The sequence below is a fragment of the Nostoc sp. ATCC 53789 genome, from assembly GCF_009873495.1.
GTDB lineage: Bacteria > Cyanobacteriota > Cyanobacteriia > Cyanobacteriales > Nostocaceae > Nostoc > Nostoc muscorum_A.
On record NZ_CP046703.1, the window covers coordinates 3,426,024 to 3,450,000 of the forward strand.

General features: G+C 42.6%; 23 protein-coding genes and 3 tRNA genes (1 of these 26 running past the window's edge). 15 read left to right on the forward strand and 11 right to left on the reverse strand.

All coding sequences use genetic code 11. The features are described 5' to 3' along the window. The first annotated feature begins 114 nt into the window (after positions 1-114). Positions 115-1,122, forward strand: a complete 1,008-nt coding sequence (gene bioB / locus GJB62_RS13995; RefSeq protein ID WP_179073323.1) for a biotin synthase BioB — start codon at positions 115-117, stop codon at positions 1,120-1,122. Between the two features lie 82 nt (positions 1,123-1,204). Here the strand turns inward: bioB and GJB62_RS38010 are convergent, their stop codons facing one another. Further along, the gene (locus GJB62_RS38010) at positions 1,205-1,300 is read right to left on the reverse strand and encodes a cytochrome b6-f complex subunit PetL (RefSeq protein WP_094332720.1); all 96 of its coding nucleotides are present in this window, start codon (positions 1,298-1,300) and stop codon (positions 1,205-1,207) included. A gap of 164 nt (positions 1,301-1,464) precedes the next feature. Here GJB62_RS38010 and aroB point away from each other — a divergent pair, with 164 nt between their 5' ends. After that, positions 1,465-2,577: a 3-dehydroquinate synthase gene (gene aroB / locus GJB62_RS14005; protein WP_114084521.1), complete on the forward strand. Its 1,113-nt coding sequence runs from the start codon at positions 1,465-1,467 to the stop codon at positions 2,575-2,577. 73 nt (positions 2,578-2,650) lie between these two features. After that, entirely contained in the window at positions 2,651-3,229 is a 579-nt protein-coding gene (locus GJB62_RS14010; RefSeq protein WP_114084520.1) for a Uma2 family endonuclease, read from the forward strand. Here GJB62_RS14010 and GJB62_RS14015 read toward each other — a convergent pair. Both GJB62_RS14015 and GJB62_RS14020 read right to left on the reverse strand, forming a co-directional pair. Then, positions 3,215-3,736: an NUDIX domain-containing protein gene (locus tag GJB62_RS14015; protein WP_114084519.1), complete on the reverse strand. Its 522-nt coding sequence runs from the start codon at positions 3,734-3,736 to the stop codon at positions 3,215-3,217. The two genes, GJB62_RS14010 and GJB62_RS14015, sit on opposite strands and share 15 nt — an antisense overlap. Before the next feature lie 43 nt (positions 3,737-3,779). Continuing rightward, positions 3,780-4,094 (reverse strand): S-layer protein, encoded by a 315-nt coding sequence (locus GJB62_RS14020; protein ID WP_114084518.1) that lies wholly within the window; start codon positions 4,092-4,094, stop codon positions 3,780-3,782. Between the two features lie 638 nt (positions 4,095-4,732). Between GJB62_RS14020 and GJB62_RS14025 the strand changes: the two genes are divergently transcribed. Both GJB62_RS14025 and GJB62_RS14030 read left to right on the forward strand, forming a co-directional pair. Next, on the forward strand, positions 4,733-4,972 hold the full coding sequence (locus GJB62_RS14025; protein ID WP_114084517.1) for a hypothetical protein: 240 nt from the start codon (positions 4,733-4,735) through the stop codon (positions 4,970-4,972). 92 nt (positions 4,973-5,064) lie between these two features. Then, the gene (locus GJB62_RS14030; protein WP_114084516.1) at positions 5,065-6,468 is read left to right on the forward strand and encodes a tyrosine phenol-lyase; all 1,404 of its coding nucleotides are present in this window, start codon (positions 5,065-5,067) and stop codon (positions 6,466-6,468) included. Between the two features lie 68 nt (positions 6,469-6,536). On the opposite strand, the gene GJB62_RS14035 is transcribed toward GJB62_RS14030, so the two are convergent. Both GJB62_RS14035 and GJB62_RS14040 read right to left on the reverse strand, forming a co-directional pair. Continuing rightward, positions 6,537-7,388 carry a CmcJ/NvfI family oxidoreductase gene (locus GJB62_RS14035; protein WP_114084515.1) on the reverse strand — a complete coding sequence of 284 codons (852 nt, stop codon included), beginning with the start codon at positions 7,386-7,388 and terminating at the stop codon, positions 6,537-6,539. Between the two features lie 186 nt (positions 7,389-7,574). Beyond that, positions 7,575-8,258, reverse strand: coding sequence for a glutathione S-transferase family protein (locus GJB62_RS14040; RefSeq protein WP_114084514.1), 684 nt, complete (start codon positions 8,256-8,258; stop codon positions 7,575-7,577). Between the two features lie 336 nt (positions 8,259-8,594). On the opposite strand from GJB62_RS14040, the gene GJB62_RS14045 reads away from it, so the two are divergent. Next, the gene (locus GJB62_RS14045; protein ID WP_114084548.1) at positions 8,595-8,855 is read left to right on the forward strand and encodes a hypothetical protein; all 261 of its coding nucleotides are present in this window, start codon (positions 8,595-8,597) and stop codon (positions 8,853-8,855) included. 25 nt (positions 8,856-8,880) lie between these two features. Here GJB62_RS14045 and GJB62_RS14050 read toward each other — a convergent pair whose 3' ends face one another. Beyond that, complete coding sequence (locus GJB62_RS14050; RefSeq protein ID WP_114084513.1) at positions 8,881-9,669, reverse strand: RNA methyltransferase; 789 nt, start codon at positions 9,667-9,669, stop codon at positions 8,881-8,883. A gap of 79 nt (positions 9,670-9,748) precedes the next feature. After that, positions 9,749-9,830: transfer RNA gene (locus tag GJB62_RS14055), tRNA-Leu, on the reverse strand. Between the two features lie 409 nt (positions 9,831-10,239). Here GJB62_RS14055 and murA point away from each other — a divergent pair. The 8 genes from murA to GJB62_RS14095 all read left to right on the forward strand — a co-directional run bounded on the left by murA (position 10,240) and on the right by GJB62_RS14095 (position 16,989). Further along, entirely contained in the window at positions 10,240-11,607 is a 1,368-nt protein-coding gene (gene murA, locus GJB62_RS14060; protein ID WP_114084512.1) for a UDP-N-acetylglucosamine 1-carboxyvinyltransferase, read from the forward strand. A gap of 268 nt (positions 11,608-11,875) precedes the next feature. Further along, a complete protein-coding gene (locus GJB62_RS14065) occupies positions 11,876-12,754 on the forward strand; it encodes a M48 family metallopeptidase (RefSeq protein ID WP_114084511.1) in 879 nt (292 codons plus the stop codon). A gap of 61 nt (positions 12,755-12,815) precedes the next feature. Next, positions 12,816-13,700: a hypothetical protein gene (locus GJB62_RS14070; protein ID WP_114084510.1), complete on the forward strand. Its 885-nt coding sequence runs from the start codon at positions 12,816-12,818 to the stop codon at positions 13,698-13,700. A gap of 80 nt (positions 13,701-13,780) precedes the next feature. Next, positions 13,781-14,902 carry an alpha-hydroxy acid oxidase gene (locus tag GJB62_RS14075; protein WP_114084509.1) on the forward strand — a complete coding sequence of 374 codons (1,122 nt, stop codon included), beginning with the start codon at positions 13,781-13,783 and terminating at the stop codon, positions 14,900-14,902. Between the two features lie 109 nt (positions 14,903-15,011). Then, a tRNA-Leu gene (locus GJB62_RS14080) sits at positions 15,012-15,095 on the forward strand. 39 nt (positions 15,096-15,134) lie between these two features. Continuing rightward, positions 15,135-15,404, forward strand: coding sequence for a hypothetical protein (locus GJB62_RS14085; RefSeq protein WP_245246164.1), 270 nt, complete (start codon positions 15,135-15,137; stop codon positions 15,402-15,404). A gap of 351 nt (positions 15,405-15,755) precedes the next feature. After that, the gene (locus GJB62_RS14090) at positions 15,756-16,553 is read left to right on the forward strand and encodes a WecB/TagA/CpsF family glycosyltransferase (protein ID WP_114084508.1); all 798 of its coding nucleotides are present in this window, start codon (positions 15,756-15,758) and stop codon (positions 16,551-16,553) included. Positions 16,554-16,917: 364 nt separating this feature from the next. Beyond that, positions 16,918-16,989 (forward strand) — tRNA-Gln (locus tag GJB62_RS14095). A gap of 90 nt (positions 16,990-17,079) precedes the next feature. On the opposite strand, the gene GJB62_RS14100 is transcribed toward GJB62_RS14095, so the two are convergent. Continuing rightward, positions 17,080-17,559 carry a hypothetical protein gene (locus tag GJB62_RS14100; RefSeq protein WP_012411525.1) on the reverse strand — a complete coding sequence of 160 codons (480 nt, stop codon included), beginning with the start codon at positions 17,557-17,559 and terminating at the stop codon, positions 17,080-17,082. A gap of 216 nt (positions 17,560-17,775) precedes the next feature. Here GJB62_RS14100 and GJB62_RS14105 point away from each other — a divergent pair, with 216 nt between their 5' ends. Beyond that, a complete protein-coding gene (locus tag GJB62_RS14105) occupies positions 17,776-19,074 on the forward strand; it encodes a hypothetical protein (RefSeq protein WP_114084507.1) in 1,299 nt (432 codons plus the stop codon). Between the two features lie 151 nt (positions 19,075-19,225). On the opposite strand, the gene GJB62_RS14110 is transcribed toward GJB62_RS14105, so the two are convergent. The 3 genes from GJB62_RS14110 to GJB62_RS14120 form a co-directional block, all read right to left on the reverse strand. Next, the gene (locus GJB62_RS14110; protein WP_114084547.1) at positions 19,226-20,371 is read right to left on the reverse strand and encodes a SpoIID/LytB domain-containing protein; all 1,146 of its coding nucleotides are present in this window, start codon (positions 20,369-20,371) and stop codon (positions 19,226-19,228) included. A 228-nt stretch (positions 20,372-20,599) separates the two neighbouring features. Further along, positions 20,600-22,816 carry a polysaccharide biosynthesis tyrosine autokinase gene (locus tag GJB62_RS14115; protein ID WP_181852913.1) on the reverse strand — a complete coding sequence of 739 codons (2,217 nt, stop codon included), beginning with the start codon at positions 22,814-22,816 and terminating at the stop codon, positions 20,600-20,602. 561 nt (positions 22,817-23,377) lie between these two features. After that, positions 23,378-23,977 carry the 3' portion of a ribonuclease Z gene (locus tag GJB62_RS14120; RefSeq protein ID WP_114084506.1) on the reverse strand. It continues 360 nt past the right edge of the window, so the window shows 600 of its 960 coding nt (coding positions 361-960); the start codon falls outside the window, past its right edge; it ends in the stop codon at positions 23,378-23,380.

The following is a 23,977-nucleotide window of genomic DNA, read 5'->3' on the forward strand; positions in this document are numbered from 1 at the left end:
AGCACAGTGCGGGGCATAACTTCGATAAAATCGCTTTGCCCAAACGCTGTACCGCAGGAAATTCAACCAAAAGACAGCTCAAGATTCAACCCAATCTACAAGAAGGATAGTGATGTGGTGGCAATACGCTACGATTGGCAGGAATTAGAGATTCGGGCGATATACAATATGCCATTGCTAGAGCTTATTTATCAAGCTGCTAGCGTGCATCGCCAATATCATGACCCAACAAAAATACAAGTTTGTAAGCTTATATCCATTAAAACGGGAGGTTGTCCAGAAGATTGTAGCTACTGTGCCCAATCTTCGCGCTATAAAACAGAAGTAAAGGCGGAAGCACTCCTAGAAAAGGAAACCGTTGTTAACATCGCCCAGAAAGCTAAAGAAACTGGTGTTAGTCGCATCTGCATGGGTGCTGCTTGGCGCGAAGTCCGGGATAACTCACAATTTGAGGAAGTCCTGGAAATGGTCAAGGATGTAACCGCAATGGGCTTAGAAGTGTGCTGCACTCTGGGTATGTTGACAGCAAATCAGGCTAGGAAATTGGAAGAAGCGGGACTTTACGCCTACAACCATAACTTAGATACCTCGCAGGAATATTACAACACAATTATTACCACGAGAACTTATAGCGATCGCTTAAACACAATCGAGAATGTCCGTCAGACAAATGTTACCGTATGCTCCGGCGGTATCCTTGGTTTAGGCGAAACTGTCGATGACCGGGTTGGAATGTTACAAACTCTGGCAAACTTACATCCGCATCCAGAGTCAGTACCAATTAATATTCTTTCACAAGTGCCGGGCACACCCTTAGAAAATCAGCCTGATGTCCCCATTTGGGATATTGTGCGGATGATTGCCACAGCCAGAATTTTAATGCCAGCTTCCGATGTGCGTCTTAGTGCTGGTAGAGCTAGACTTTCTCAAGTTGAACAAGCTTTCTGCTTTATGGCAGGAGCCAATTCTATCTTTTCTAGCGACGACAACAAAATGCTGACGGTGACAACTCCCTGTCCAGATTACGATAGCGATCGAGAAATGCTCAATTTACTTGGTTTGGGGATGCGTCCACCTTCCCAAAGACAGGAGAAGGTAGCAAGTCCAGCAGTTGTAGGATAAATATCTTCTTATGGGATGGGTGAAACACCCATCCCCGGATAAACTGAGGGCAGGTTAGATGCCCGCCCCACAAAAGTCTTAGTTAAATTATCTTGGCAGTCCGCAGACCGAACAACAGACCGACAGATAAACCGAAGAACAAAGCTAAAAAGCCGATGTAAGCTGCAATTGCAAACATTTATTTTTCTCCACAATACTTCCTAAATATATTGAATCATTAGTTATTAGTCATTTGTCATTTGTCATTTGTCATTGGGGCATGGTTATTCTTGTCTGCCTCATCTCCCCCACTCCCAGATTGCGATAGAATACAGCCCACGGGCGCTTGTTTGGGGTTGAGCAATGACTTCTTTAATTAATGTAAATTTACCAGAGCAGTCTTATGAGATTGCGATAACTTCGTTGAGCTGCGCTAACGCACCTTCGAGTTTAGATCAACTGGGTCAACAGATGGCCAATATGAAGCTAGGCAAGAAAGTACTGCTAGTTTCTAATCCAACGATTTTTAAGCATTATGGCGAAAGAGCAATTACATCCCTGACATCTGCGGGATTTGAAGTCGCTAGCTGCACCCTACCGCCTGGTGAACGCTACAAAACCCTTAATTCCATCCAAAAACTCTACGATATAGCCTTGGAAAACCGCCTAGAACGTTCTGCGACAATGGTGGCTTTGGGCGGAGGTGTGATTGGCGATATGACTGGCTTTGCAGCCGCAACCTGGTTGCGGGGTATTAATGTTGTCCAAGTGCCTACAACTCTCTTGGCGATGGTAGATTCGGCAATTGGTGGTAAAACTGGCGTGAATCATCCCCACGGTAAAAACTTGATTGGGGCATTCCATCAGCCGCGCTTGGTTTTGATTGACCCAGATGTGTTAAAAACCCTTCCGATGCGCGAGTTTCGGGCAGGGATGGCTGAAGTTATTAAGTACGGTGTAATTTGGGATGCTGAATTGTTTGCCCAGTTGGAAGCAAGTAAACGGCTTGACCAACTCCGCTATGTAAAACCTGAGCTAATAGACACCATATTAACGCGCTCTTGCCAAGCCAAAGCTGACGTTGTTGGCAAAGATGAGAAAGAAGGCGGATTACGCGCAATTCTCAACTATGGACATACAATCGGTCATGCAGTGGAAAGCTTAACTGGTTATCGTTTAGTGAATCACGGTGAAGCGGTAGCTATTGGTATGGTAGCAGCCGGTCAGATTGCCGTCGAATTGGGAATGTGGCAAAAGGAAGACACGGAACGTCAAAATGCTTTAATTCAAAAAACAGGTTTACCGACTCAGTTACCATCTGGGTTGGATATTGAAGGAATTATTGAGGCGTTGCAACTAGATAAAAAAGTCAAAGCAGGAAAAGTGCGGTTTGTTTTACCAACGCAAATTGGTGTAGTTACAGTTACCGACGAAGTGCCATCAGATATTATTCGGCAAGTATTACAGGGAATGTAAACAATTTGAAGAAGAATTCCGAATTAAAATTAGCTACTCTGTTCTTCAATTACGAATTACGAATGATTGAGCCATGAGACTCCAAGCCAAGAATCAATTAACCTTGCAAGAATTCTTGAATCTTCCACCAGGCGAGGGAGATATCACCTATGAATTTGTTGATGGTCATGCAAGTCCTAAAATGTCACCAAAAAAATTTCACTCTAAACTTACCCGTGCCCTCCTCAATTTGATTGAGCAATGCTGTCAGGGTAAAGGAGAAGTTTGTCCAGAATTAGCTATCGCCTTAACCCGTCGAGGGCGAGATTGGATGCCAATACCGGATATTTTGTATATTTCCAATGAACGTTTACCCCCTGATTGGGAACAAGAGGGAGCATGTTCTGTTCCTCCCGATTTGGTGATTGAAATTATTTCACCTGGACAAACCTTTGGACAAATGGCAGCTAAAGCCAAAGACTATTTGGATGCTAAAGTGCTGCGGGTGTGGGTGGTAGATAGTAAAGCCAGAAGTATTACTGTTTTTTATCCAGATGCAGCACCACAAACTTATATGGGAGACGAATTACTCACAGATTCTCTATTCGAGGGACTGGAATTTACTGTTGAGCAGCTGTTTCAAAAGGCGAAAATACCATTAGATGCCGAATAGCACACTTTTTGCGTCTAGCACAATTTGACGCATATCATTTTTATTGCCTGCTTGATATTGAGAAATGAATTCATCAATATCTATAATGTTTCTTCCCATACTTTCATGTGTACATAAGCTTAGACAGTCGTAGCCATTGTTAGAGATTATTTCCTCAACAAATCCAGTCATGACCACAAGGTATGTAAGCTGCTCAGGTTGACTACCGTAAAAATCAGACTGGATAAATTTTACAAGTTTTAATTCTCCTAGAGTTACTTTTACCTCCTCCATAACTTCTCGTCTTGCAGTTTCCTCACAAGTCAATTCGCCTATCTGCACATGTCCCCCAGGAAGGTCAATACCACGGTCAAGGAGAGCGCATACAATTAAACCATCCTTGGTAAAAGGTACGACTAGAACACTCGTTATCTTTTCAAAGGCAGGCAAAAATGAACTGCCAATATCTACAAAATTGACTTTTTGACCTGTTTGGATGACAGTCTTTCTGCAATCCTTCTCACTCATTGGCTTAATTTCTGCTATTTAATATAGTTATAAGACTCCTATTTTATTTTTCAAACTGCGGTTCTTTCTGCGGTTGCTGCTGGCTATTTGTTGGTTGCAATTTATTAAATAAAGCTGGTGGGGTAGCTTTACGGAATGCACCGCAGTAGTGCATAGTCATAACTGCTTTAAAAGCCCAATGGTCTTTTGGCACATCACTAAAAGGATTCGGTAAAGTTTCTGCTTGATTTTGGATACAAGCATTCAAAACTTGATTCGATTCTACTGGTGTGTCGGTAGTAGGTTCTTGAGATTTAACAGGAGTAACAAAGCTAGTAGTAGCTAGCATTACGACTGTTACCAAAAGTTTGCAGTTCATAAATTTGAGCTTTCTAGGGATGAAAGTCTACCCTATTTTAGTTCCCAGGCTGTCGCCCAGGAACTAGAATAACCTAAGCGTTAGAAAACATGGTAAGCATTACTAATAGAACAACTAATCCACTGATCCAAAGAGCTAACGAACCCCAACTAACTGAATCTTTTTGTACTCTTTGCCAGAAATTGTTAACTAAGTTATTTCGAATTGCCATATAACCTCCAATTTTTATTAAACTTGCACTTACTCAAGGTATGAAGCCTGGATTGAGCAAAGAAAAGTTCATCTTTAGGAATATCAGCCTTTATTAGCTGATTCCCAAAGACTAATCAACAGAGATTTAAATTAATCCGTTTAGGGATGTTTACGATAAAGCGTGTGTCTTAACGCATTACCGATCTAATAAACAAAAATTTACAAAAAGATATTTGTTGATGCTTAACTTTATTTTCCCATACGTAACTGTTTACACTTAGAAATTTGGCAATTTTGAGAGAATTCTTAACGTTGCCTTAACCATGTGTAAAAACTAGTATTTTTTTAATCAAAAACTACTTAAATACTGATTATGTTTCACTTTCACTCGTGATTTATCTAGACTTTAAAATAGATACAACTAATAGTGAAATGGTAGGTAAATAATGGTGCAACAAATAAGACATAATGAACCGCAATATATATGTATTATTCCAGTTGAGAGAATTACAGCTAACCAAGACGAAGAAATTATGACCTTTGGTCTATCAGCCGACGATGCAAAAAAACAAGGTGAGGAATTATTAGCATCTACCTATGGTTGTAATAAATCACAAGTTTTGGAATTTATCCAGCAAGCACGAATTGAACCAATAGCTCAGTGGTGTGCCCCTAAAGAGCGCTAAAAGTACTTATGAGGGTCTTGGCAACAGCAAGTATTAGCACCCAAAATGGTATGCAAATATTCGGCTTATCTGCATAAAGGAGGAATGAATTTATGACCGATGCCAAGCAAACTTCTCCGCGCCGCCGTCGCTCTTGGGCAGAGCCATATAAAATCAAGGTGGTTGAGCCATTAAAAATCACTACTCGCGCTGAACGCGAACAAGCGATCGCACAATCGGGTTACAATACTTTTCTACTGCGTTCTGAAGATGTCTATATTGATTTGCTCACTGATAGCGGCACTTCAGCCATGAGTGATTATCAGTGGGCAGGGATGATGCTAGGTGATGAAGCTTATGCCGGCAGCAAAAATTTTTACAATTTAGAAGCTAGTATCCAAAAGTATTACGGCTATCGCCATATTGTACCTACTCACCAAGGGCGTGGTGCAGAAAATATTCTTTCTCAAATACTGATCAAACCAGGAGACTACATACCTGGCAATATGTATTTCACCACAACCAGACTGCATCAGGAGTTAGCTGGCGGCACTTTTGTCGATGTGATTATTGATGAAGCCCACGATGCTCAATCACTGCATCCATTCAAGGGCAATGTAGACTTACAAAAGCTTACAGACCTAATTGAGCGAGTTGGGGCAGAACGTATTCCCTATATCAGCGTCGCCGGAACCGTGAATATGGCTGGCGGACAGCCGATTTCTATGGCTAACCTGCGGGCAGTACATCAGTTAGCCCAAACTTACGGTATCCGCGTTATTCTTGATGCCACCCGCGCTGTGGAAAACGCTTACTTTATCCAGCAGAGGGAAGAGGATTATTCCAGCCAGGCGATCGCTACCATCTTACGCGAATTTTGCTCCTATACCGACGGTTGCACCATGAGCGGCAAGAAGGATGCACTGGTTAACATCGGCGGTTGGCTGGCTCTTAATGACTATAATCTTTACGAAGAAGCACGTAACCTAATAGTAATTTATGAAGGTTTACATACTTATGGTGGTATGGCTGGCCGGGATATGGAAGCTATGGCACGGGGTATAGAAGAATCAGTTCAAGACGATCATATTCGTGCCCGTGTCGGTCAGGTTGAATACCTCGGACAAAAGCTTTTAGATTGGGGTATTCCAATTGTTGTGCCGATTGGTGGTCATGCCATTTATTTAGATGCCAAACGCTTTTTACCACAAATCCCCCAAGACCAATTTCCGGCACAACGTTTAGCAGCAGAACTATATCTAGAAGCAGGCATTCGGGCAATGGAACGGGGTATTGTTTCGGCAGGGCGCAATAAAGAAACAGGCGATAATTATTATCCAGAGTTAGAACTAGTCCGTTTAACTATTCCCCGCCGTGTTTACACCCAGGCTCACATGGATTTGACTGCTGAAGCAGTTGAAGAGGTTTTTTATAATCGCGATCGCCTACGCGGACTCAAAATGATTTATGAACCGAAGTATCTCCGCTTCTTTCAAGCAAGGTTTGAATTGCAGTAATAGGAGGATTGGGCTGAAGAGGCAGAGGAGAGGAATAGGAATTTTCCCCCTCCCCTGCTCCCTGCTAATTATGCGGCATAGAAAACTAACGTTCGTAACTCAATACTCTCACGTGGTGGTGCATCTGGCTGGCTTGTTGGGTCGTCGAATGCAGTGTGGGCGGCGAACCGCGCCAAACCTTCTTCCTCTGAATCAAAACACTTGATAAGTAGGGCTTCGTTCCGTTGCATTTGCGGAAAGTAGAACCACCGATGTTTTGGATTGTACGTGACTGCGTAGGTTTCGCCAACGCGATCGCGATATACAAGATCGGTAGCCACGAGGTCATTCGGTGCGATACTTTGGGCATCACACACCGCTAATGGAGACTCTTGAACTGGTCCTGCGATCGGTCGCCAGAGGTTGACTACACTAAATCTATGCCGCAGAAGCTCATCAGGATCTTCAGTACCGATTGCTTCCAAGACGGTACGGGCGCGACTATAACCAGACTTGGCGGTGAAGTCGTTGTGTACGCCTCTTACTGGTGTCTTGATGCCTTGTTCGCCCTGCTTCGCTCGTTCGGCATTACGCAGGTTGTGATCGAACACTATCACCCTTTGGGCACCTGTCAAATCCTTGAGAAATTCCTCGGCTTCAGGGTAGTAAACACGGCGCACCTCATCGCGATCGTAAAAGTCTTTAACAGTGCTGTGCTGTTCGACCAAGGCGAATCCCTGTTGATCTAAGGACACATTTTCTGCGATCGCCCGAGCATCGTAGATTGGGAGTGTATGTACCTCATACTTCCCACTTCGCTGTGGAATACCTGGCGGTGGTTCGTAGGTGTAGTTAACAGGTTTTTCTGCTGTTGGGGTGAGGTAATGGAGTTCTCCCTCAACGTGCGGTATATCTTTGAATAATTGACTGTTTAAGCTCATGGGTTAATCTCCCAGTGAATTCAACAATGTTTTACCCGGATTTCTCACGCATAGTGTAGGCTTCAGGGGAAGAGGAGTGGGGGGTAAGACTTCTTCCCCATCCTCCCACACCTCCCACACCCCTTGGATTTCTCACTTGTGAGATCCAGGTTTAGTGATGGCGGATAGAGGACTGTAACCTATTAACTATTTTTGAGCAGAAGCAACGGGAGTGGGCGCACCAAGAATCTTGGCAAATCGTTCTAAATAGAAGCCTGTAGGATTTTCCACAGCCCGAATTGACTCGCGATCGCGCAGGGTATTCCACCATTTCTGCAAGCGAGGGGTTTCTGTTGGTAACGTGAAATTGCGGAAGTGTTCTAGAAGGGGCAAGCGTTCAAACCAAGGATAGAAGCTGATATCAACTAAACTCAATTGCTCCCCTAACCAGTAAGGGCCATTACCAGAAAGCTTACCTAGTCCTTCTTGCTCAATGTACAATAACGCTTCCAAAAACTCTCTTTGTCCTTGTCCCTGTTCTTGAGCATCTTTACCACGGAGAAATTTGTTAAAGGCGGGTACAAAGCGAGTGTTGGCATAATCGATCCAGATCCGAGCGATCGCTTTAGCACCTGGATCACTGGGTAATAAAGGTGGCTCTGGAAAGACTTCATCAAGATATTCGTTGATAATGGCAGACTCATAAATTTCGATATCCCCATGTTTAATCGCAGGGACTTTGCCGTAGCGCGAAATCTGTGTATAGCCATCTGGTTTGTTTTGTAAGTCAATTTCGGTGCTGTTAAAGTCAATTCCTTTTTCTAGTAAAACCACACGGGTTCTTTGGGAAAAGGTGGAGGCTTTGGCAAAGTAAAGTTGTATGTTGCTCATAAAATACTTTCCTTGTAAATGCGTAGACGCGCAGTACTACTAAATACCAACTATTGGGGACGCAAAAGTGCAATCGTATACTGGATATTATACTACGGTTTATCGGTCGAATTAAAGTACAAAATTTCGAGATTATTCCACAGTCTTTACAAAAATACAAGTTCTAACAATTGGAGACAACTTGGCAAAAGTGACCAAAGGCAAGTATCGATATTATTGATAACCACTGCTAAAGTTGATACAGCACACAACTATGATGTTATAAGTGCAAAATTTAAATCTGTAGAAACTGCAATCACAATTAGGTCAGTAAATCAGGATTTTCAAGTCAATATTATGGAGCCAATTCAGCCACAACAGCGCCGCGTCGCCGATCAAGTGTTTCAGCAATCCCTCGATCAGTTGGAGGATATCTTACAAGAAATTGAAACTGAGGAAGAAGAAATTCCACAACTTCCCCAACTGCATATTACTAATCTCAGTGAAGTGGAAGTCGATCAAGATTTGATCGCTATTGATTTAGCGGCCCTTGAGGACGCAGTTGCTGATATTGAACAATATCTTGAAGAAAAGACAAAAACCCAAGAAAAGTTATGAGTTTTACATTCCTGTACAGAACCGATTAATCGCGTCTCTGACTCATTTGCCGCCTAGCTTCGTACAACATTAAAGCGGCTGCGATCGCTACATTCAAAGATTCTACCCCAGGACTTAAAGGAATTCTGACTTGTTGATCTGCGATCGCTGCTAAATCTGCCGACAATCCAGCACCTTCATTTCCCAGTAAAATCAGACTGGGTTTGCGCCAGTCTACATCCCAATAAGTTAAAGTCGCACTGGGTAAGGTTGCCACTACCTGCATCCCTGCTTGCTGACTTTGTTGAACTATTGCTTTTAAATCTTCGGTTACGGCCGTTGCTAGGCGAAACCATTGTCCTGCGGAAGCCCGGAGAACTTTTGGGCTGTCTAAATCGACACTATCTCCACTTACCCACAAACCTGATGCTCCCACCGCCGCCGCAGTGCGAATCATCGTACCCAGGTTTCCCGGATCTTGTACTGTTTCTAAAGCTAAAACTAAACCAGTCAATGGTAGTTGAGTTTGGCTATCCCTTCGTTTTGCCGTTGCTACCACACCATCAGGTTGGACTGTAGTAGCGATCGCATTTAAGACTTCCTCGCTGACAATCTCGACGCGATCGCTTTTACTACAAGCTTCTTCCCAGAGTGATGAGTGGGCTACTTGCCAATCTGGAGTACAACACACTGTTTCTAGTGGGTAATTTACCGCACAAGCCTCTTCCAACAGGTGCGTCCCTTCCAGTAAAAATAACTGCTGCTTATGCCGCTCCTTGGTGGAGTGGAGTTTGCGAATTTGCTTAACTAAGGAATTTTGTAAACTGGTCAACATTTTTTAGTTGTGAGTGCTGAGTAGTGAGTGCTGAGTTTTTCCTTCTCAGCACTCACTACTCGGCACTCAGCACTGGTTATGCGGAACCCGGGACTTGAACCCGGAAGCCTTGCGGCACTAGAACCTGAATCTAGCGCGTCTGCCAATTCCGCCAGTTCCGCTGGCACTTGTCTTTATCGACAATTTCCTATTATTGCGTTATGTTTTACCTTTGTCAAGTGAAAACCTAATGCCTCCTTTAAGAGGCTCAGACTGGAAAGGAATTTTTCAGGGGATTAGGTCGAATCAAAATATTAACTGAACAGTACAGCATTGATTTTTAGAGAATACTTAAGTCATTTTACTGAGTATTTAATTTTGCTTAAAACTACTACTTATTCGTTCTTTTTTATTAAATTTTTTAAAAGCTCAAAATAATTGCTATTGCTTGCTTTGAGCCATTATTTTTCACCAAAAAACAATTTTTTTATGCAATATGCTGTTCTAAAATGTGGACAATTTGAATCTTTACTGTAGAATCAAAACCAACTTCAAACATATAAAATACGTATTACTTTTGGAGGTAGGCTTATCAATCCTTCTACCAGCTTACCAGATGCCAAAATTGCTCCAGAAGCAGACTCCTCAGTCTTGCAAATTTGGGGTGGGCATCCTTTGCGAGGTCATGTGAAAATTAGCGGGGCAAAAAATGCAGCACTGGTAATCATGGCTGGAGCCTTGCTGTGTCCGGGCGATTGTCGTATCCGCAACGTCCCCTTATTAGCGGACGTAGACCGGATGGGTCAGGTGTTATCAGCTTTGGGTGTAAGCTTAACGCGGCAAGGCGATATTTTAGACATCAACGCCAGCGAAATTAAAACATCAAAAGCTCCCTACGAACTAGTTACCCAGCTAAGAGCGAGTTTTTTTGCCATTGGTGCCATTCTTGCAAGATTGGGAGTAGCACAGATGCCCTTACCAGGCGGTTGTGCTATTGGGGCAAGACCAGTTGACTTGCATGTTCGAGGACTGCAAGCAATGGGGGCTGAGGTGCAGATTGAGCATGGCATTTGTAATGCCTACGTCCCTGGCAGCAGCCGGAGATTAAAAGGTGCGAAGATTTACTTAGATATCGCCAGCGTTGGAGCGACGGAAAACTTGATGATGGCTGCTACCCTGGCAGAGGGCGAAACCATCATCGAAAATGCTGCCAGAGAACCGGAAGTAGTTGATTTAGCTAACTTCTGTAACGCGATGGGAGCGAAGATTAAAGGGGCGGGTACTAGCAGGATTATTGTTGAAGGAGTCCCCAAGCTACATTCTGTTGATTACAGTATCATTCCCGATCGCATTGAGGCCGGAACGTTTTTGCTGGCAGCAGCAATTACCCGTTCCGAACTTCTTCTTTCGCCAGTGGCTCCAGAACATCTTATACCAGTGATTGCCAAGCTGCGGGATATTGGGGTGACGATAATTGAGGACAAGCCTGAACACTTACGCATTCTACCGGCGGAAACTCTCAAGGCAACGGATATTGAAACTCAATACCATCCGGGTTTCCCTACAGATATGCAAGCGCCGTTCATGTCTTTGCTGACATTGGCCGAAGGCGACAGCGTGATTAACGAATCCGTCTTTGAAAATCGCTTGCGTCATGCCTCAGAGTTGAATCGCTTGGGGGCAGACATTCGTGTTAAAGGCAACGCTGCTTTCGTTCGGGGAGTGCCAAAATTGTCTGGCGCACCAGTATTAGGCACAGACTTACGAGCATCAGCAGCGCTAGTCATAGCAGGACTGGCAGCAGAAGGAAAAACGACCATTCAAGGATTACAGCACCTCGATCGCGGCTATGATCGGCTCGATATGAAGTTGCAGCAATTGGGAGCTAAAATCCTTCGTGTGGGCGAAACATCAGCAGATGCCGAAATCGCTCCCAGCATCAGTAGCCTCTCAAGTTGAAATTGATAGGTTGAATAAGAGGCAAGGGAGCAGGGGGACAAGGGAAACAAGGGGGAATTATTGAACAAATCCCTCTCTTGTCTCCCTTATCTCTACTTCCTGCCTCTTAGTTGAGACTTAGGCAAGAATGAGGGAGACAAGGTAAAATTTTCTCCCCGGCTCCCCTGTTCCCCCTGCCCACCCTGCTTAAATCGTTATACTAACTGTGGGTGGCTGGTTAAATAAACAGCCAGATTCCATAGTTGTGTTTTTTATAGCTTGTTGCACTATGTCTTTCTTCAAAACCCCTCTGATTGGTTTAAAAGCTGACTCATTTCGTCATCCATTAGACCTGGAAGCTACTAAAACGCTCAAGCAAATACCAGGCATAGATATGTTGGTGCGAAATTGGCTCGGGCCAATGGCAGAGCAGGTTTTCTATGTAGAAAATATTGCTTCCAGCATTCTGGTAGGTGAAAATCAACTGCCCGATTTATACAAGCTGTTGTTAGACGCTTGTGAAATTCTGGATATAGAGCCTCCCCAGTTATACGTCCGGCAACATCCGGCTCCCAACGCCTATACTTTTGCTGTGCGCGGTAAACAGCCCTTTGTGGTGATACACACATCCCTAATTGATATCCTCACCCCAGTGGAAATCCAGGCAGTAATTGCCCACGAGTTAGGACATCTCAAGTGTGACCATAGCGTTTACTTGACCCCTGTAAATTTACTAATATTAGCTGCGGCAATTGTGCCCAATGTCGGAACCTTCGTTGCTCAAGCGATACAGGCACAACTTTTAGAATGGGTACGCTGTGCTGAGTTTACCTGCGATCGCGCCGCATTACTAGCAACCCAAGATCCCAAAGTTGTCATGTCAGTGTTGATGAAGCTGGCGGGTGGTTCCCCAACTTTAGCGCCACAACTGAATCTCGATGCCTTTGTTGCCCAAGCCCGCGCTTATGATGACATTAGCAAGACCGAATTAGGCGAAATGGTCAAAACCGCTCGCACAGCCCAATTAACCCATCCAGTGCCCGTGTTGCGGGCGCGAGAAATTGACCGTTGGGCAAGCAGCACAGAATATCAATCTTTAATCCAAACTCATGGATTGAAGTCAACAAGTAATGAAGTTGCACCCAAAGGCGGCTGGCGAAACTGGTAGAGTTACTAATGATGCGATCGCACTGTGATGTAAAATACTGCTACAGCCCAAAAATCAGCTAATGACCAGGTTCCCTTACGACCAATTCGCCAAAGACTATCTTAAAGAATTGTTACAGCCATTGGGAGAAGTGGAAACCAGTCGGAAAGTTCCAGCCCAAATCCGAGAGATTGATGTTTATTTTGTACCTCCACCCCAATCCACAAAAAATCCAATAGAATTAGGGCTGTTAGGGAAATTTGCGGCTGAACCTGCATTAGTTGAACCATTTAGAAATGCGGCGACGATTGCGGAAATCCGCAGTTGTATAAATAAGCTATTTGATATCTTTGCTGAAGTAAAACGTCAGGCTAAAGGTGATAAAAGTCGTCTTGCAGAATCAGAATTACCACGTTTGTGGATTTTGTCACCCACAGCTTCTGAATCTATACTAGATGGTTTTAGAACTAACCTAGATCAGGAAAATTGGGGAATAGGAGTACATTTTTTAGGCGATTACTTTAGAACGGCAATTTTAGTAATTCACCAATTACCGTGTACAGAAGAAACACTATGGTTGAGAATTTTAGGTAAGGGAAGAGTCCAGCAACAAGCAATAGACGAACTAGAAGCACTTCCCCAAAATAATCCCTTACCTTCCAAAGCAATTGATTTATTATTGAATTTAAAGACTACCTTAGAATTCAATCAGAATATAGACGAAGAGGATAGAGTTTTAATTATGCGTTTATCACCTATTTACGAGCAAAAATTAGCAGAAGTTAAACAAGAAGGAATTCAAGCAGAACGTCGTAATGTTATAGAAAATTTGTTGCGAGTTCGCTTTGGTTCTTTAGATGCAGAACTAAAAGGAGTTACTGAAGCTTTATTGGCATTATCTCCAGAAGAGTTTACTCCTTTATTACTGCAACTATCCAAAGAAGAATTATTAGATAGATTCCTTTAAAAGAACTCAGTTAATAAATAAATCGTTCAATAAAAACTCGGATTAAAAAACATCCTATTGGTTAACCCACAGCCGCTACCATGACAGTTGTATCCAACGACCATCGCTTTCAACCCATAAATCTCTTTGAGTACGAAAAGCTAGCAAAAGAGCATCTGTCTCAAATGACCCTTGATTACTATAGCAGTGGTGCTTGGGACGAAATCACATTACGAGATAATTGTGCTGCCTTTGAGCGAGTCAAGTTAAGACCTCGGATATTAGTCGATGTTAGCGATCGCAATCTCACTACCTCTATTTTAGGACAACCCCTGCAACTACCTATATTAATTGCGCCAATGGCCTTTCAATGTCTAGCCCATCCAGACGGAGAAGTGGCCACAGCCCTAGCTGCCGCATCAGCTGGTGTGGGCATGGTATTAAGTACAATGGCCACAAAGAGCATTGAAGAAGTAGCGACTGCGTGTGATAAATTTCCAGATTCTCTGCGATGGTTCCAGCTTTACATCCATAAAGACAAGGGATTAACTCGTGCTTTAGTAGAAAAAGCTTATAAAGCAGGCTACAAAGCACTTTGCCTGACTGTAGATGCACCAGTTCTCGGACAACGCGAAAGAGATAGACGTAACGAGTTTGCCTTACCCACAGACTTACATCTGGCTAATCTCGCCACCATCTCAGGGCTAGATATTTCCCATGAAAAAGGCGAATCTGGATTATTTACCTATTTTGCCCAACAACTAAACCCAGCAGTAACTTGGGATGACTTGGAATGGTTGCAATCTTTATCTCCATTACCTTTAGTTATCAAAGGAGTTTTACGGGGAGATGATGCTGTGCGGGCTGTAGAATATGGGGCCCAAGCAATTGTTGTTTCCAATCATGGTGGCAGACAACTCGATGGTGCGATCGCTTCAATAGAAGCCCTAGTTGAAATCGTAGCAGCAGTGGATGGTAAAATAGAAGTACTGCTGGATGGAGGCATTCGCAGGGGTACAGACATTCTCAAAGCTCTGGCATTAGGAGCAAAAGCGGTACTAGTCGGACGACCTATTTTGTGGGGACTAGCAGTAGCAGGAGAAGTCGGTGTATCTCACGTCATCTCACTGCTACAAGATGAGCTCAATGTAGGGATGGCACTTAGCGGCTGTGCAAAACTAGATGATATTAACCCTAGTTTATTAGTCTTGCCACGCTTTTAAGCCTTAGATAATAGTTTAGACATTATTATTCCAGGAAAACTTTGATAATTAATTTTCAAACTTGTTACAAAATCGCTCATCTATAATATAATAGTTAAGTTGGATGTAAGGGCGGGTGGCGAAATTGGTAGACGCACCACACTCAAAATGTGGCGGCCTTGCGGTCATAGGAGTTCGATTCTCCTCCTGCCCACTATTAAACAAGTAAATAGAATAGAGAGGTTAAAAGTTCATGCGCCTGAAAAGATGGGAATCTCCCCGTAAAGAAGGTAGGAATGACAAAGGTAGAGGTGGCTCTGCAAGAAAGCGGCAACTCAAAAAGCAACGCCAAATGTTACTTCAAAAACTCAAAGAAGCTAACAAGCCAGACAATAACAAAAATAATCGAACAGGGGAAGATAAGCTTATCTTCCCTTTATTTTTTGGGCTTTTATCTCTTAAGCACATAATTACGTATCAAATTCGGCAGACTGAGTGTCTGGTATTTCGTTTTTCTATGTAAACTAATTACGTAAAAAATACTACCTAGTAATAAAGTTTCTACTAGGAATTTATCATAATTGTAATGCTTGCATGAACCAATCAAAAATTAATTATGAAGAAAGTATGAATTTTGTCAAGCAGCATCTAAAACCCCTAGCTTAAAACAGTAAGCTAGGACACAACACCAAATACTTATAATATTACCGATTAAGCTAAAAGCATACTAAAAAAGCAATTGCACCTCCATGTGTTAACTTCCAACGATGACACAAGCCTATAAAAAGTCAGGAGTCATCCAATCCGAATTATTCAATATTCGGAATGGTCTAAGCAATCTATGGATTTTTTTTCTTGGACATAGGAGTTATTGATGGTGGCAAGAGTGCTTCTACCTACTAAAAAAGTGCTTGATTTCCCTATTACTGCTTTACGTTTTGACGAGCAGATACAAACAATACTGAAGTGGGCGGGTAAGCGTGAGAGTAAAACTGTATACGTAGCTAATGTACACATGCTCATTGAAGCTCATTGGCATCCACAGTTTGCGACAGTATTACGAAATGCAGATATAGTTACTCCTGACGGTATGCCTCTTGTATGGATGATGCGAAAAATGGGGGCTATTTACCAAGACCGTGTGGCAGGGATGGATATTTTTTTAGCATTGTGTCAGCGAACTCAAACACAAAATCTCAGTATTTTCTTTTTAGGTTCCCAAACAGAAATTCTTTCTAGGATGCGAAAAAGGTTAGAGCAGGAATTTCCCCAAATGAAGATTGCGGCGATGGAACCTTTACCCTTTCGTCCCCTGACTGAAACTGAAGACGAAGCCTTGGTTCAAAAGATTAATTCTAGTGGTGCTAGCGCTGTCCTAGTATCTCTAGGATGTCCTAAGCAAGAAAATTGGATAGCTCAACATAAAGGTAAGATACAAGCTGTAATGATTGGACTGGGTGGAGTTTTCCCAGTTTATGCAGGAATTCACAAGCGGGCACCCCGCATAGTTAGAGACTTAGGACTTGAATGGCTGTATCGATGGATTCAAGAACCACGCCGACTTTGCGGTCGCTATGCTAAGACCATTCCACTATTTATATGGCTGGCTACCAAGCAACTACTATCATCAAGTCGGATTGCAGCAGTTTTTCTTCACGAGACTGGGGATTAAGGAAAAGGAAATAAGGCAAGATTGACTGGCGTGGAAAGAAATAATCTAGATACCCCTAGCTTTTATATTCAACGCTAGGTGTCTCAATGGTAAGCAGGAACTAGATGATAAGCCGTTCATAATCAAGTGAAGCAGATTTTGGATGCAAAGAGAATCGCGATCGCAATTCCTTTACCCTTTAAGTGAGTTCGACGATACAGCCAAGCATCAATTCAAGGGTTCACCCCAAAGCCATGAAAGAGTCTAAGTGTAAGCATTCCGACCAATCAATGTCCTGCCGTAAAAATCCTTTATCTGAAATAAACTATTAAAGTACTTGACACAAACCCAGGATTAACTGCTATATTAACTAGAGTAAAGTCGTTGGGGCGTAGCCAAGTGGTAAGGCAGCGGGTTTTGGTCCCGCCATCCCTAGGTTCGAATCCTAGCGCCCCAGTACATCTAAAGACAGGTTGTTACGCCTGTCTTTTAGAGTTTTTATTCAATTAGCTAGAAATTCAACTTAATTTATCTGATTATGTAGAGCTTACTTATCAGGGGATTTGAGAGCTTGGTCTAGAGTTTGCCTAGCCTGTTCTGCTTTAGATCGTGCTTCTTGATAACGTACATTAGCTTGGGCAAAATTTTTGAGGACTTTAAAACCTTCCTTGAGTCGAGTAATTTCCTCTTCAGTCACCGAATCGTCAGTGAACAGAACATCAACCGCTTTGCGAATTTCTAACGCTTCAGCTCGTGACTCCTGAACTTTCAGCTTGAGTGTGGCCAGGTTACTTAAAACCTGGACAGCTTGTGTAATAGTATCCTCACCGCTAGCAGTGTCAATAGTTGACTCTTTAACCTCAATTAATTGTTGAGGGCCAAATCCTTCTTCCAGTTCCGTGGGTAGCTTACCTGCATCCATCAGTTCCATCAGCTGATCCATTGCTTTATCACGGGCTTTGGCTGAATCTTTTCCAGAAACAGTAAGGATAATTTCTGGACTTTGAGCGAGAGTATATTGAACCATATTTGAGCAGAAAATTTGCTGATTAACCAAGCTGAGGGAAATAATTATAACATGTTGTGTGTCAGGTCATTTGTTGGTTTATCTATTTCACTGCTGGGTTGCTAAATTGATGTAATTTCCATAATTTCATGCTTCATTCTTAACCCTGCTAAATCGCTCAAAATAAAACTTTATACTTAATAAAACGGGAATAAGTTTCAACAGGAGGGGAGAGCAATGGCTCCCAATCCCACCATCATGCAAGCTGTCGAAAAACTGGGCTACCGTGTCACCGTTGGTGATGTGGCAACCCAGGCAGGATTGAACGTCGCTGAAGCTAATCAAAGCTTGTTAGCCCTAGCATCTGATGCTGGAGGACATTTGCAGGTAGCGGATTCAGGTGATATAGTTTTCCTTTTTCCACAAAACTTTCGAGCAATTTTGCGTAATAAATACTTCCGGCTACGATTGCAGGAATGGTGGAAAAAAGTCTGGAGTGTTCTGTTTTACCTGATTCGGATTTCTTTTGGAATTTTCTTAACTGTTTCCATCGCCCTGATAACTGTTACCATCTTCATAATTATTACTGCTGCCAATTCCGATCGCGATGGCGACAATCGCGGCAGTAATTCCGGCGGTGGGGGTTTCTTTTATTTTCCAAATTTCTTCTGGTATCTTAGCCCAAATTATGACACCTACTACCAGGAACGGCGACGTGAAACCAGAGAAGAAAGCAATCTGAATTTCTTTGAAGCTGTCTTTTCGTTTTTGTTTGGTGATGGAAATCCTAACGCCAATTTAGACGAACGTCGCTGGCAAGAAATTGCTACGGTGATTCGGAGCAATCGTGGCGCAGTAGTAGCAGAACAAATTGCCCCATACTTGGATGATATAGGCGAGGGATATACAAGAGAGTACGAAGATTACATGCTGCCCGTTCTGACGCGATTTAATGGACAACCGGCGGTAAGTCCAGAAGGGCAAATTGTTTATTACTTCCCAGAGTTACAGGTGAGTGCAGTTAAAAAGCGCCGTCATTCAATATCATCTTACTTGGAGGAATTGCCTTGGCGTTTTAGTGCTGCAAGTTCAGGGCAAATTATGTTGAGTGCAGGGTTGGGGGCACTAAATTTAGTTGGTGCTTTAGTACTGGGAAGTTTGTTGAGAGATGGTACTGTTGCTGCCCAATTAGGTGGACTGGTAGCTTTTGTGCAAGGAATTTATTGGCTGCTATTGGCTTATGGAGCAGGTTTCTTAGGCATACCGTTATTGCGTTATTTCTGGATTCGGTGGCGTAATCGCAAAATAGGCGATCGCAATCGCGATCGCCTTTCCCGATCGAGGCTATTGGCAAGTCCTGATGCACCTTTGCAACAAAAAATCGACTATGCTCAACAATTTGCCCAAGAAAAAGTCATTAGCAAGGAAGATTTAGTGTATTCTAGCGAAACTGACTTACTTGACCAGGAAGTTGAGCGTTCTGCACAAATTGACGCTGAATGGCAACGACGCTTGGAACGTGGGAGTGGGGAATAGGAAGCAAAGGGGCAGAGGGGCAGAGGAAGCAGGGGAAGCAGGGGAAGCAGGGGAGGTAGGGGGAGCAGGGGGAGAAAATTCGTAACTCCTAACTCTTCACGGGCTAAACGCCCCGCTATCGCTAACGGAACTGTTTTGCCCCATGCCCCAATTACTTCGCCTGAATTGGTGTTAGGGCTACACCTTGATAATAATGTCCCAAAATTTGCAGGTGGTTTACTCCTTGCCGAGCCAGATTGTACGCCCCCCACTGACTCATACCTAAAGCATGACCGTAGCCAAGCCCTTGGAGTACAAAACTACCATCTGCTCCCTTAGTAACGGTAAAGCGAGTACTTTTGAGCTTGAGGGCTGTTCGCACTTCCTCGCCCTGTAGCACCTTCGTACCCTTGTTACCAACAATTTTCAAGACTTTAACACTGCGAAAAGGCGAGTATGTCTCTGGAATCATCGCCGTCGCACTGCCAACTTCAGGAAATTTAGCGCTAATCTCACTGGGCGAGAAGCTTTTCACCCAATTACACTCGCGGATATTTTGATCGTAGTCTTGAACAGCACGCAGGTAGGGTAAGGTATTTCCCCAAACATCTTCTACATTTTCGGTGTGTCCCCCAGAACAAGCATGGAAGACTGAGAGAATAATCCGGTTTTTGTAAGTTAATACCTGCCCTAGTGTGGAATCCACTGCGGCATAAGTAGCGGGAGCTTCACTGATGACACCTTTGTAAATTTGCCAACGATCTGGGGTATTGCCTAAATCGTAAACGGGATTATTCCGTTGTTTTTCACGTTCGTAGAGAGCGTAGGTGCGAGCTGCGATCGCTTGGGCTTTTAAAGCTTCTTGGGGCCAGCTAGCATCCATTTCGCCACCAAGAACGCTGTAGAGATATTCTTGGTCATCAACCCAATTAACAGCCGTTAAGCCTTTTTCTGTGGGGACAACCAGAGTTCTACCCCGATACCAGCGATCGCCAATATAAACAAATCCTTTACCTGTTGGCTCAATCCAAAATAAACCAGACTGCCACTTATCTAAAGCAACTCCGCCAGGAATGGCTTGCGCATAATATGCACTCATCGCTGGTAACTGTCCGAGAGTTCGTCCGGTACTATCCTTGACGATCCCAGTGGTAGAACTGCCCACTTTTACCTGATTAACGCCCCTCTCAATTGCCACGCGCAGAATTACAGACGCTTGGGCTGGGGCAACCAAAGCAATCCATAAGAGGACACTCACCCACCAATGACGTACTTTAATCTGGGAAAATAAAAAGCCTAAGTAAAGTTGGAATTTCATGCTGGTCATCTAATCACACTAGTATCTAATTGACGCTCTGGATTATCACGTCTACTACTTTAAGATGAGACACTTCTCCAACGCAGGAGGTTGCCACCTTCTACTCATTATGCATTTTGCTTTAGCTATCAGCTAGAAATCAGGAGAAGAAGCCAGAAGGCAGTGAGACAATTCCTCTTTTCTATCTATTTCCAATACCCAATTTCCAATTCACAATGCTTCTTCAGTCTAAGATGCCAATACCTTTTGAGAATTACTCACTTCATTAGCGATAATTCCAATTAAATTCAACTGACTCAAAATTTCTGTAGCTTGAGTCAGTTCAGTTCGGGTTACTTTGCCCATGCGCTCTACCATCACAATAGCATTGCAAAAAGATGCCACAATCCTGGCATCAACCGTACCTAAAATAGGTGGAGCATCTATCAGTACTAAGTCGTAACTTTGCTCAAATAACTCTATTAGTTCTTTCATTCGTTGAGAACTGAGCAACTTCACCGTGTCTTCTGCTTCCGGTCCAGCAGTCAAAATATCAATGGAAGGATGAATAGGCTGGATATAATCTTGAAAATCAGTAGTTGTCTCATCAACTAATAACAAAGATAGTCCCCAATCATTAGATAGTCCCAGGATTTTATGCAAGCTAGGATTGTGCAAATTAGCATCAATAACTAATACCCGTCGGTGCATCCGGGTAGCGCTAGCTACAAGCCCTAATACCAAGGTTGTCTTCCCTTCCCCTGGTAGTGCTGAAGTAAACATCAGCGACTTGAAAGGTAAGGGATATTTTAATATTTGAATATTTTGGTAGATCATATCCAGGTTCTCATGGACAGGCAATCTAGTAGTAGCTTCTATTACAGAGTCATTTGATCTGCGCCGCCCCTTCCAAGGCAGTCCCAACCACCGTTTTTTCGCACTATGCGACGGCAATTTTGGCACTGATCCGAGTATACGTAGATTCGTCAGTTTCTTCAAATCTCCCGCACAATAAATAGCGTCATTAAACTTTTCTAAAATCAAGGCTGCTAAAATACCTAAAATCGGTCCAATCAGAGTTCCTCCAACCAAAAGGAATAATCTGTTATTCCCCATATAAGTCCCTAGACCAGGTTCTGTTAAAACTTGCCAATTATATCCTTCCTGAGCAATTTTTAGCCCTAAAGACTGTTGTACTTGAAGGAGTTGTTCAAGAGTTTTATGACTAGTTTCTACCTTTGGCAGTAAACGATTGTACTCGGCTATAAAGCTTGGGTACTTGTTTAATTCAGAACGGAGCCGCTGTTCTGACTCAGCTAGATTCTTTTCATTGGCAGTTAGTCCTAAAACAGTTGTTTGCACCAGAATAAACTCATCTATTAGCGTTGGATCAACCCCTACTATTTGCCCTTTTGAAAGCGGTTCCCCCTTAGTGCTATTAGTAATAGATTTTACCTCTTGTCGTAATAGCGACAATTGACTCTGGCGTTGTTGCCTTAGCTTTTGTACCGATGGATAATCATCTGTATAGCGCAGTCGCTCTTTAGCTAATGCTAGTTCGGTCTTTTGAATTTCACTCAATAATGTTTGATAGCGGCTTGACTGATTTAAACGAGAAGAAATTAGTTCATTTTGCTGGGATGAAGACGCTATTTGTTGCTCCAGGTTATCATAGCGAGCGTTTGCATCTTGAAGGTTGGCACGAGTAGTTTGTAGCTGATTTTGAATATCGGCTAGAGATTCTAGCAATATTTTACTTTGGACTTCGGGATTTAGTAATTTATGTTTTTTGCGAAATTGTTCCAAATTTTTATCAGCTTTACTTACCTCTTTTTTTATCTCCGGTAAGCGAGCATTTACAAAAGCTAGTCCATGATTCAGGCGTTCTTTTTGTTGTTCTTTATTGTAATTTTGATAAACTTTTTGTAGTGCTTGCAGTAATTTTTGTGCTTTGACTGGATCTTCATCATTGAAAGAAACTTTAAATACTTGACTAAAAACTTTATTAGCTCCTATACCTCCCTCTTCTGGAGTTACTTCTAGAGGTGATTTTTTGTTTTGTTTTGTTTGACCATTCATATCCGCTAAGGTAATATCAGGATAATCAGAATGAACTAAATCTATGGCTTTCTGGAGAAGCTTAGAACTCAGCATAAGTTTCATCTGAGTAGTGGAATCAACAACTTGATAATTAGAATTAGTAACCTGAGTATCTGCCACGACTGGAATATTATTTGACTGTGCCCCTTGAGATAAATTGGAATTCACCAATATCTGCATATTGCTCTGGTAAGTAGGTTTGGCAATAACAGCCAAAAGGCTAGCAGCAGACATAACTACACAGGAAACCCCCAATATCAAAAAGCGTCGGCGAAGCAAAATAGTAGATAGTTGTCTGATGTCAACTGCGCCTTGTGCTGAAGTAGTAGTAACTTGTTGCTCTTGATTCAGACTAATCTTAGCCACTATTAAACTCCTCTAATATCGAAACAATATATTTATTTGGAAGATTTATGAGAAATCTAAAATGTTTTTTACACCTATAGCCGTAATAGCACACTTAATTATTCTTCCAACAATGACAAGCTCACTTGGCACAATATTATGCCAAGTGGTGCTTTCATGTTCATCAATTCATGCATATAAATTCTTAATCAGTGTTGGAAGAATAAATTTTCAATAAATATTTTATTGAAAGGATAAAAATCTTGACCAAAAATTAATTATTTTGTCTAAGTATTGAAGTAGAAAATCATCTAATTTACAACACTACTATATAAATTAAAGTTCTTTTGATAACTTGTAGTATAAAAAACATTGAGAAAAATATTTAACCCATACTCTTTGGAGATTTTTTCTCCACTTAGATAACCATAAATTGTTGGTTAACTAGTTGACTTACTTGTAAAATCAAACTGCTGTTTATTTGCTGGGCGTTATGATTTGGAGTACTAAACTCCAAGATAGAGCCTGGTTAATTTTAGATTGTAGATTAGAAGGGTTCAATAGAAAATCTAAAATCTAAAATCAAACGCCTACCTTGGTTAACTCTACTTCTCGTCGTCTGGGTACTTCATGAATCATGAAATCATAAGCCATGTCAGTGCGGGGAAAAATAGCACGGGCTTCTTTGAGGAGATCCTTCAACTCCAAGGTATTGCCAGGAGCATAACGGGGGCTGAAATGACTCATAATCAGTCGATGTGCCCCAGCAGCTAAAGCTGTTTGCGCTGCCATTGTGGTTGTGGAATGCAAGCGCTGAAAAGCCATATCTGCATCTTGATGGGCAAAGGTTGCTTCGTGAATTAATACATCTGCATCATGAGCTAATTCCACTGCACCATCACAATAAATAGTGTCTGTACAATAGGCAATTTTCCGGCCAATTTCTGTAGGCCCGCATAAATGGGTGCCATCAATCACCCGACCGTCGTCTAGGGTAACAGTTTCACCACGCTTGAGTTGACCGTAAATACGACCAGAAGGAATTTCCAACGCTTTGGCTTTTTCCACATCAAAGCGTCCTGTCCGATCTTTTTCAGCTACGCGGTAGCCGAAAGCTGTAATCCTGTGATGCAAATTACCGCAGCTAACAGTGAAGTCATCGTCTTCATAAATTACCCCTGG